This window comes from Flavobacterium sp., assembly GCF_044338735.1.
GTDB lineage: Bacteria > Bacteroidota > Bacteroidia > Flavobacteriales > Flavobacteriaceae > Flavobacterium.
Genome location: NZ_JBIIWV010000092.1, coordinates 1 through 8,274, shown reverse-complemented (window position 1 = coordinate 8,274; position 8,274 = coordinate 1). Strand labels below are relative to the sequence as shown.

Annotated in this window: 12 protein-coding genes; 8 read left to right on the top strand and 4 right to left on the bottom strand. The window is 33.5% G+C overall.

Annotated elements, in window-relative coordinates:
• The first annotated feature begins 556 nt into the window (after nucleotides 1–556).
• A complete protein-coding gene (locus ACIQZC_RS07145; RefSeq protein WP_396138547.1) occupies nucleotides 557–709 on the top strand; it encodes a hypothetical protein in 153 nt (50 codons plus the stop codon).
• Between the two features lie 5 nt (nucleotides 710–714).
• Here ACIQZC_RS07145 and ACIQZC_RS07140 read toward each other — a convergent pair whose 3' ends face one another.
• Complete coding sequence (locus tag ACIQZC_RS07140; RefSeq protein WP_396138546.1) at nucleotides 715–1,374, bottom strand: DUF4294 domain-containing protein; 660 nt, start codon at nucleotides 1,372–1,374, stop codon at nucleotides 715–717.
• Between the two features lie 110 nt (nucleotides 1,375–1,484).
• On the opposite strand from ACIQZC_RS07140, the gene ACIQZC_RS07135 reads away from it, so the two are divergent.
• Complete coding sequence (locus ACIQZC_RS07135; protein WP_396138545.1) at nucleotides 1,485–2,579, top strand: M42 family metallopeptidase; 1,095 nt, start codon at nucleotides 1,485–1,487, stop codon at nucleotides 2,577–2,579.
• A gap of 51 nt (nucleotides 2,580–2,630) precedes the next feature.
• On the opposite strand, the gene ACIQZC_RS07130 is transcribed toward ACIQZC_RS07135, so the two are convergent.
• Both ACIQZC_RS07130 and ACIQZC_RS07125 read right to left on the bottom strand, forming a co-directional pair.
• Nucleotides 2,631–2,864 carry a hypothetical protein gene (locus tag ACIQZC_RS07130; RefSeq protein ID WP_396138544.1) on the bottom strand — a complete coding sequence of 78 codons (234 nt, stop codon included), beginning with the start codon at nucleotides 2,862–2,864 and terminating at the stop codon, nucleotides 2,631–2,633.
• Nucleotides 2,865–2,915: 51 nt separating this feature from the next.
• Nucleotides 2,916–4,097 carry a class I SAM-dependent RNA methyltransferase gene (locus ACIQZC_RS07125; protein WP_396138543.1) on the bottom strand — a complete coding sequence of 394 codons (1,182 nt, stop codon included), beginning with the start codon at nucleotides 4,095–4,097 and terminating at the stop codon, nucleotides 2,916–2,918.
• Between the two features lie 112 nt (nucleotides 4,098–4,209).
• On the opposite strand from ACIQZC_RS07125, the gene ACIQZC_RS07120 reads away from it, so the two are divergent.
• From ACIQZC_RS07120 to ACIQZC_RS07095, 6 genes are read left to right on the top strand one after another with little or no spacing between them, the layout of a single operon-like run.
• The gene (locus tag ACIQZC_RS07120) at nucleotides 4,210–4,974 is read left to right on the top strand and encodes an SAM-dependent methyltransferase (RefSeq protein ID WP_396138542.1); all 765 of its coding nucleotides are present in this window, start codon (nucleotides 4,210–4,212) and stop codon (nucleotides 4,972–4,974) included.
• On the top strand, nucleotides 4,974–5,708 hold the full coding sequence (locus ACIQZC_RS07115; RefSeq protein WP_396138541.1) for a ZIP family metal transporter: 735 nt from the start codon (nucleotides 4,974–4,976) through the stop codon (nucleotides 5,706–5,708). Before ACIQZC_RS07120 ends, ACIQZC_RS07115 begins: the two co-directional genes overlap by 1 nt.
• Before the next feature lie 36 nt (nucleotides 5,709–5,744).
• On the top strand, nucleotides 5,745–6,563 hold the full coding sequence (gene murQ / locus ACIQZC_RS07110) for an N-acetylmuramic acid 6-phosphate etherase (RefSeq protein ID WP_396138540.1): 819 nt from the start codon (nucleotides 5,745–5,747) through the stop codon (nucleotides 6,561–6,563).
• Nucleotides 6,564–6,794, top strand: a complete 231-nt coding sequence (locus tag ACIQZC_RS07105) for a DUF6095 family protein (RefSeq protein ID WP_396138539.1) — start codon at nucleotides 6,564–6,566, stop codon at nucleotides 6,792–6,794.
• Nucleotides 6,795–6,798: 4 nt separating this feature from the next.
• On the top strand, nucleotides 6,799–7,170 hold the full coding sequence (locus ACIQZC_RS07100) for a DNA topoisomerase IV (protein ID WP_396138538.1): 372 nt from the start codon (nucleotides 6,799–6,801) through the stop codon (nucleotides 7,168–7,170).
• Between the two features lie 33 nt (nucleotides 7,171–7,203).
• Nucleotides 7,204–7,974: a TerC family protein gene (locus ACIQZC_RS07095; protein WP_396138537.1), complete on the top strand. Its 771-nt coding sequence runs from the start codon at nucleotides 7,204–7,206 to the stop codon at nucleotides 7,972–7,974.
• Nucleotides 7,975–8,128: 154 nt separating this feature from the next.
• Here the strand turns inward: ACIQZC_RS07095 and ACIQZC_RS07090 are convergent.
• Nucleotides 8,129–8,274: formate--tetrahydrofolate ligase (locus ACIQZC_RS07090; protein ID WP_396138548.1), on the bottom strand; the 146-nt coding region annotated here is incomplete at its 5' end.

Below are 8,274 nucleotides of genomic sequence, written 5' to 3'. Positions count from 1 at the left end.
TGTATTGCTACAAATTTGTGCTGTCAATTCAATATGTCTATGAACGTGTCATTCTTTTTTTAAACCTCACTTGTGTTTCAAAGCGGGTGCAAAAGTACAATTCTTTTTTACTTTAGCAAGGCTTTTTAAAAAAATATTTTGTTTATTTTTTTAATCCCTCTTGCCTAAACTATTTAATGAACATATACTCCCTAATACTTTAGTTTCGGGTCGGCAAAGATACTACCTTTACTTTCTCTTTTCCAAATCTTTTTTTAACTTTTTTAAAGTTTGTTTTGATTTAGTTAATGAATCAGTTTGTGTAGGAACTTCTTTGTTATTGCGGGTGCAAAAGTAGCAATCTTTTACTACCACGCAAAGGTTTTTTAACTTATTTTCTCTCTTTTTTTGAAGGGGATTCTTAATGTTCTGATAATAAGGAATTAATACTTTTTTTCTTAACCACTAAGAACACAAGGAAAGCACAAAGAACACAAAGAAATTGTTAAAAATATAAGTCATAAAAGTAGTTATTACTAATATAAGGTGTACATAAAAGTTCATAAAAGGTAAGTGTATGAATGTACAAAACGCCTTATCTAGCCGCGATGGAAATGAAAATCTTTTTTCTTTTTTGTTGCCTTCGAGTGCCTCAGGCAACAAAAAAGAAAAAAATTGTAGTGGACAGCGGGACAATTCGTCTTATGGAAAACAAAATGAGTGCTGCTGATTAATTTAATCGAATTGGATGGACTTACCTTTCCAGTGTTTGTTTAAACCTTCTATATCTATAGGTTTAGATGCTTCTTGTTTTGTAAGTTGCCCTTGTCTAAATGCGGTAAATAAAATGGCTTCAATGTTGTAATCTTCGATTTCTTCGAAGGGTTTGTAGGTAGCTCTTAAATTAATACTGAACATTCTGGCGGTTGAATTTGCCCAAAATGCTTTCCAACCGCTTTTGTAGTACTTAATTAAATCAAATGTTGACTTTCCGGTTTGACGGTGAATTAATTTCACTAATATTTTTCCGTCATTTCGAGATAACTTTTTTAATCTTGGTTCGAATTCTTCTTCTAAATATTTTTCTACAATTTTAAAATATTTTTTCTTTTCTTTAGCTGTTTTAAGTTTTTCCATAGTCGCGTTGAGTTGGGTCAGCTTATCTGCGGTAATTTTCGCATAAGGATAGACTCTAAAGACTCTTCGTTTTAGAATTAACAATGCTTTTTTATCATCGCCAATAGTATAGGTTTTATCCTTATTGATGGTGATTTCATTTAATTCGGTAGAAAAAACTATTGCCGAATCTTGAGCGGTCATTTTTAAAGTATCTTGTTCGGTTTGAGAAAAAACCGAAGTTGAAAGCAATAAAAAGAAGAAAAACAATTTATTCATAATGATTATAGTTTTGATATCTATATTAATTATCAAAAAGTGAACCAAAATTATTGAAATTATATGTAACTCTGAAGACTTATTCTTATTTTAGCAAAAAATTATACCTAATGAGTACAAAATCGATATTAAAAAAGTCTTCAATGGCTTTTTTAGAACGTTATTTAAACAATGCCTCGCCAACAGGATACGAATCTGAAGGGCAAAAAATTTGGATGGACTATTTAAAACCCTATGTTGATACCTTTATTACCGACACCTACGGAAGTGCTGTAGGCGTTATTAATCCGGAGGCACCTTTTAAAGTAGTAATAGAAGGTCATGCTGATGAAATTTCGTGGTATGTAAATTATATTACTGATGATGGCTTAATTTATGTCATTAGAAACGGCGGATCGGATCATCAAATTGCTCCGTCTAAACGCGTAAATATTCACACCAAAAAAGGAATAGTAAGAGGAGTATTTGGTTGGCCAGCGATTCATACGCGCGGTAGAAGTGGCAAAGAAGAAGTCGCTAAAATTGAAACCATTTTTATTGATTGTGGCTGTATGACAAAAGCCGAAGTGGAAGCTTTAGGTGTTCATGTGGGCTGTGTTATTACCTATCCAGATGAATTTGAAATATTAAACAATGATAAATTTGTTTGTAGAGCTATTGATAACAGAATGGGTGGCTTTATGATTGCTGAAGTAGCTCGTTTATTAAAAGAAAATAATAAAACATTACCTTTTGGATTGTACATCGTGAATTCGGTGCAAGAAGAAATAGGTTTGCGAGGTGCCGAAATGATTACGCAACGTATTAAACCCAATGTTGCGATTGTAACCGATGTTTGCCACGACACAACTACACCGATGATTGATAAAAAAATTGAAGGTGATTTAAAAATGGGTAATGGACCTGTGATTGCATATGCGCCAGCTACACAAAATATTTTAAGAGAACTTATTGTAGATACTGCAGAAGCAAATAAAATTCCGTTTCAACGTCATGCAACTTCTCGCGTTACTGGAACCGACACTGATGCGTTTGCTTATAGCAATGGCGGTGTGGCTTCGGCATTGATTTCGCTACCTTTACGATATATGCATACTACAGTTGAAATGGTACACCGACAAGATGTGGAGCACGTAATTCAGTTGATTTATGAAACGTTATTACAATTAGAAAACAATCACGATTTTTCATATTTTAAATCGTAATTAAGCTCAATGATTAATAGAAAAAAAATCCTGATTTTTCTCAGGTTTTTTTTACTTCACCTCTTTCACTCCTTTAATAAATAACCACTTCATAAAGATTTTTTCTCCTTCGTTGGTTTTTACAGCTTGAAACTTTGGTGCCAAAAGTAAGGCCACCATAAAACCAGTCATCGGAACCCAAAAACCTTGTAAGTGAGTAACATTATTGACAAGATACAAAGTAGGTAAATAAATTACGACAAACCCCAAGAAGTTATATAGAAATGCTTTTACTTTTTTATTCATCTTTATTATTGTTGATTTTTTTTGTTTAATTATCGTATAACTTATCAATACTTACAAATCACTACTTCCTTCTCCCTCCTGCACCATATACTTTCCCTTTTTGCTGCCTTCATACATTTCATATTTCACAAAACGGGTTTCTAATTTTGCATTGAAAAGTTTAATTTTTCGGCTCGGCTTTAAGCCTACAAATTTCAACGCTTCTAAATTTGCAGTTATGAACCAAGCGTTAGTATTGGGATAACTTTGTTTTAAAGTATCGCCTATTTCTCGGTAAAAACGTTCCATATCAATATCTAATCGTTCCCCATAAGGCGGATTAAACACCATATGCAATGGCCCTTCGGTTGTCTTTTTAGAATCAAAGAAATTATCATTGCTCACTTTTACATATTCGTCTAAATTAGCATTTTTGATATTATCTTTTGCCTTAGCGGCCGCACTAGGTGCTTTATCATAACCTTGAATGGTATAATGAAACTCACGGGTTTTCTTTAATAGCGATTCTAGAATATTGTCGAATAATTCGGCATCCCAATCCTTCCATTTTTCAAAACCAAACTCTTTTCGATTAATATTTGCCGGAATATTACAAGCAATCATTGCTGCTTCGGCTAAAATAGTCCCCGAACCGCACATCGGATCCACAAAATGACTTTTCCCTTCCCATCCTGATAAAAGCAACATTCCTGCTGCCAAAACTTCATTAATTGGAGCAATATTGGTGGCTGTTCGATATCCTCTATGGTGCAACGAAGCGCCAGAAGAATCCAAGGAAACGGTCACCGTATCTCGATCAATATGCACATGAATTTGTAAATCGGGAAAGTCTTTATCAATACTTGGACGCTTTCCGTCAATATCTCTAAATTGGTCTACAATGGCATCTTTAGACTTTAAAGCTACAAATTGGCTGTGATTGAAATTTTCAGAATGCAACGTTGTCTCAACTAAAAATGAATGTTGAGCACTCAAATAATCGGTCCAATCAATAGATCGAATTCCGTCATATAACGTTTTTTCATTATGAGCTCTAAACGTCTTGATGGGTTTTAAAATTTTTAAAGCGGTTCGCAAGGCTAAATTAGCTTTGTACATAAATCCTTTATCGCCTTTAAAATGGACAACCCTTGTTCCAATTTCGATTTGTTGCGCACCAAGAATTTGCAGTTCTTTAGCTAATATCTCTTCAAAGCCAAAAAAAGTCTTGGCCGTCATTTTAAAATTTTCCATTCTTCAATTTAAAGTTCAAATGCAAAAAATCATAGTGCAATATGAATATTTAAGCCATTCTTCTGCAAAAATACATTAAATTTGCTTCTTTAAAGAAATGAATTAAAAATTAATGTCTGACAAAAGCAACAAACTATCCACTATAAATGACCAACAGCCCATAAATTGGTTTGAATCTTGGTTTGACACTCCTTATTATCATATTTTATACAAAGAGCGAAACGAAGAAGAAGCGCAATTGTTAATGGATAATTTAACACAGTATTTAAACCTTCCTGATGATGCAAAAATATTAGATTTGGCTTGTGGAAAAGGACGTCACGCAATTTATTTGAATTCGTTACATTATGAAGTTACTGGTGCTGATTTATCCGAAAATAGTATTGCAGAAGCTACTATGTTTGCCAATGAAAAACTACATTTCAAAGTGCACGACATGCGCGAGCCTTTTATTGAAAAATATGACGCTATTTTTAATTTATTTACTAGCTTTGGGTATTTTGAAGACGACGCTGATAATTACAAAACCATAAAAGCCATTCACAATAGTTTGACCGAAACGGGTTTTGCTGTAATTGATTTCATGAATGTGGGTTATGTGTTAGAAAATTTGGTTCCCAATGAAGTAAAATCAGTAGACGGAATTGATTTTTACATCAAACGTTATTTAAAAGACGGACACATTTACAAAGAAATTGATTTTGAAGATAAAGGCAAAAAGTTTCATTTTACCGAAAAAGTACAAGCCCTTCGCTTGGCCGACTTTGAACAAATGATGGAAGCAGCAGGTATTTTCTTATTGGACATTTTTGGCGATTATAAATTACGAAAATATTATAAAAATCAATCGGAACGTTTAATCATGATTTTCAAATAATGCACTATATCATCACCTTCTCAGCGGTTATTATTGGGTTTTTAATTGCTCTGTTTTTGAAACCTCAAAAGAAAACGAATATTAAACTATTGTTGGCGTTTAGTGGGGCCTTTTTACTGTCACTTACGGTTTTACATTTATTACCCGAATTATTTAGCGAAGGACATAATCATATTCACAATGACGAAGAAAAACAGGCTTCATTACCTGTTGGCGTATTTATTATGATTGGAATTTTGTTCCAAATCTTATTAGAATTTTTCTCTAAAGGCGCCGAACATGGTCATGTACATGTGCATACAAATGAAAATAACGAATTACATCATATTCCGTGGTTGTTGTTTATTAGTTTGTGTATTCATGCTTTACTGGAAGGTTTTCCAATTCATGAGAATCAAAATTTAGCCTACGGAATTGCAGTACATCATTTTCCAATTGCCATTATATTAACCTTGTTTTTTGTGAATGCAAAAATGAACAAATGGACGGTTTTTGCCTTTATGTTTGCATTTGCACTGATGACACCACTAGGCACCTTATTAGCTGAAAAAATGCATTTTTCCCAACACTATTCTAAGGAAATTTCGGCAGTTGTCGTTGGGATTTTATTCCATATTTCATCGACCATTATTTTTGAAAGTAACGAAGGACATAAGTTTAATTTGGCTAAAATTACCATGATTGTATTTGGATTTGCCTTAGCTTATATTATTGAAATGGGACATTCGCATTAATTTACCAAACTATTTTCAACCAAAGCACTATTTGAAATGAACTTTATTAAAACCACCGAACAATCATCAAAATATGACCATTTAGAAAAAATGTCGGTTAGCGAATTGTTGGCTAATATAAATCAGGAAGATAAAACAGTTCCTTTAGCCATTGAAAAAGCATTGCCTCAAATTGAAAAATTAGTTACCGAAGTAGTAAGCAAAATGAAACAAGGCGGTCGATTATTTTATATTGGAGCAGGAACTTCGGGCCGATTAGGCATTGTAGATGCTTCTGAATGTCCGCCAACTTTTGGTGTTCCGTTTGATTTGGTCATTGGAATTATTGCCGGTGGCGACACCGCGATTCGAAAAGCAGTTGAATTTGCAGAAGACGACAAAGAACAAGCTTGGAAAGACTTACAAGCCTGGAATATTAACGAAAAAGATGTAGTTATTGGAATTGCCGCTTCAGGAACAACACCTTATGTCATTGGCGGATTAGAAAAGTGTAATGCAAATAACATTTGTACGGGTAGTATCAGTTGCAATGCCGAAAGTCCGTTATCAAAAACGGCCCAATTTCCTATCGATGTGGTTGTAGGACCAGAATTTGTAACCGGTAGTTCGCGCATGAAAGCAGGCACAGCACAGAAGTTAGTTTTGAACATGATATCTACTTCAACTATGATTCAACTAGGTAAAGTAAAAGGTAATAAGATGGTAGATATGCAACTGAGTAACAACAAATTAGTAGATCGAGGAACTCGTATGATTATGGATGAAATTTCTGTTACTTATGAAGAAGCTAACCAACTTTTAGCCACCCACGGAAGTGTTAGAAACGCAGTAGATTTTTATTTAAATTCGAAATAAATGGCAACAAACAAATCCATTCTTGCAAAAGGAATTAAATATTTAGCTGCAGCTTTACCCTTATTATTTGTTGGGCCTGTCGTAATAACTAGCGCGTTTAAAAACGAGAAACATCCGTTATATGTTTATGTATTAATAGTAGGAATAATCATTGGTTTTGCAGCTATGTTTCTAATCTTTAAAGGCATTACTACTATTGTAAAAAGTTTATTTGATGGTGATAAAAATTGATATTATGAGATTTATTATTTTAGGATTTTTTTTCTTACTCTTTACTTCATGTTACCAACAAGAACGAAATTGCACCTATTTTAAAACGGGGAAATTTACTTCTGAAACTGAAATTGAAGGCAAAAAATACACGAGTACTTTTGAAAGAAATGATTCCATTCAAATCGAAACGTATGAAGGCAAAATAGATACGTTCAAAGTACGTTGGACAAACGATTGTGAATATATCATTCAAAATATTCATCCCAAAAACAGAGCTGAGAAGAAACCCGTACAAATGAAAATTTTGACAACCAACTCAAAATCATACACTTTTGAATATTCATTTGTTGGTGATGCAAAAAAACAGCGCGGAACTGCAACAAAATTAAATTAATGAACGTATAATAAGTTTCAAAAACATAAACAAATGGAAGTATTTTTAAATCCCGATGCCTGGATAGCACTTTTAACTTTAACCTTTTTAGAAATTATTTTAGGGATTGATAACATCATTTTTATCTCAATCGTAACAGGTAAATTACCACAAGAAAAACGTAAAAAAGCAACACAACTTGGCTTGTTTTTAGCAATGTTCATGCGTATTGCCTTGCTGTTTGGAATCACTATTTTAATTGCGATGAAAGCACCTTGGTTTAGTTTTGACTTTGGATGGTTTTCAGCCGATATAACTGGTCAAGCCTTAATATTATTATTAGGAGGATTGTTTTTAATTTATAAAAGTACTAAAGAAATTCACGAAAAAGTAGACCATAAAGGAGAAGAAGAAAAAAGCATGAAATCGAGTGCAGCTAAATCTTTTGGCAGTGTTATACTTCAAATTTTATTAATCGACATAATTTTCTCTGTAGATAGTATTTTAACCGCTGTAGGAATGACAAACGGAATCGAAGGTGCATTATTAATTATGATCTGTGCCGTAGTGATTTCTGTAGGAGTTATGATGTTATTTGCCGCTCCAGTTGGAAACTTTGTAAATGCAAATCCATCCATTCAAATATTAGGTTTAGCTTTTTTGATCTTGATTGGTTTTATGTTAATTACCGAAAGTATGCATTTATCTCATGCGCAATTAGCAGGTCAACATGTGGGCGCCGTTCCAAAAGGCTATTTGTATTTTGCAATTGCGTTCTCATTAACTGTGGAGTTTATTAATATGAAAATGCGTAAAAAGAAATAATATTAGGAACGAATGGCTCGGGACATACTGGCGTTCCATTTTCCTGCTATATATTACAATAAAAAAGGGTCACTTCGAGAACCTCAGTGACCCTTTTTATTTTCATTCCTATCAGGGTTATACAGGAATTGTATTGCTTATTTGTATCAAAATCCTAAGACAATCCTGTAATCACTCCGTTATTATCAATATCGATTCGTTCAGCATTAGGAACGGCCGGCAAACCTGGCATACGCATAACATCTCCTAAAAGTGGTACTACAAAACCAGCTCCAGAAGAAATTTCAAATTCACGAACGG

Coding starts and splice junctions, on each gene's coding strand:
- ACIQZC_RS07125 (WP_396138543.1), bottom strand. CDS start 4,097: ATGGAAAATTTTAAAATGACGGCCAAGACTTTTTTTGGCTTTGAAGAG.
- ACIQZC_RS07095 (WP_396138537.1), top strand. CDS start 7,204: ATGGAAGTATTTTTAAATCCCGATGCCTGGATAGCACTTTTAACTTTA.
- ACIQZC_RS07135 (WP_396138545.1), top strand. CDS start 1,485: ATGAGTACAAAATCGATATTAAAAAAGTCTTCAATGGCTTTTTTAGAA.
- ACIQZC_RS07140 (WP_396138546.1), bottom strand. CDS start 1,374: ATGAATAAATTGTTTTTCTTCTTTTTATTGCTTTCAACTTCGGTTTTT.
- ACIQZC_RS07120 (WP_396138542.1), top strand. CDS start 4,210: ATGTCTGACAAAAGCAACAAACTATCCACTATAAATGACCAACAGCCC.
- ACIQZC_RS07100 (WP_396138538.1), top strand. CDS start 6,799: ATGAGATTTATTATTTTAGGATTTTTTTTCTTACTCTTTACTTCATGT.
- ACIQZC_RS07145 (WP_396138547.1), top strand. CDS start 557: ATGAATGTACAAAACGCCTTATCTAGCCGCGATGGAAATGAAAATCTT.
- murQ (WP_396138540.1), top strand. CDS start 5,745: ATGAACTTTATTAAAACCACCGAACAATCATCAAAATATGACCATTTA.
- ACIQZC_RS07130 (WP_396138544.1), bottom strand. CDS start 2,864: ATGAATAAAAAAGTAAAAGCATTTCTATATAACTTCTTGGGGTTTGTC.
- ACIQZC_RS07115 (WP_396138541.1), top strand. CDS start 4,974: ATGCACTATATCATCACCTTCTCAGCGGTTATTATTGGGTTTTTAATT.
- ACIQZC_RS07105 (WP_396138539.1), top strand. CDS start 6,564: ATGGCAACAAACAAATCCATTCTTGCAAAAGGAATTAAATATTTAGCT.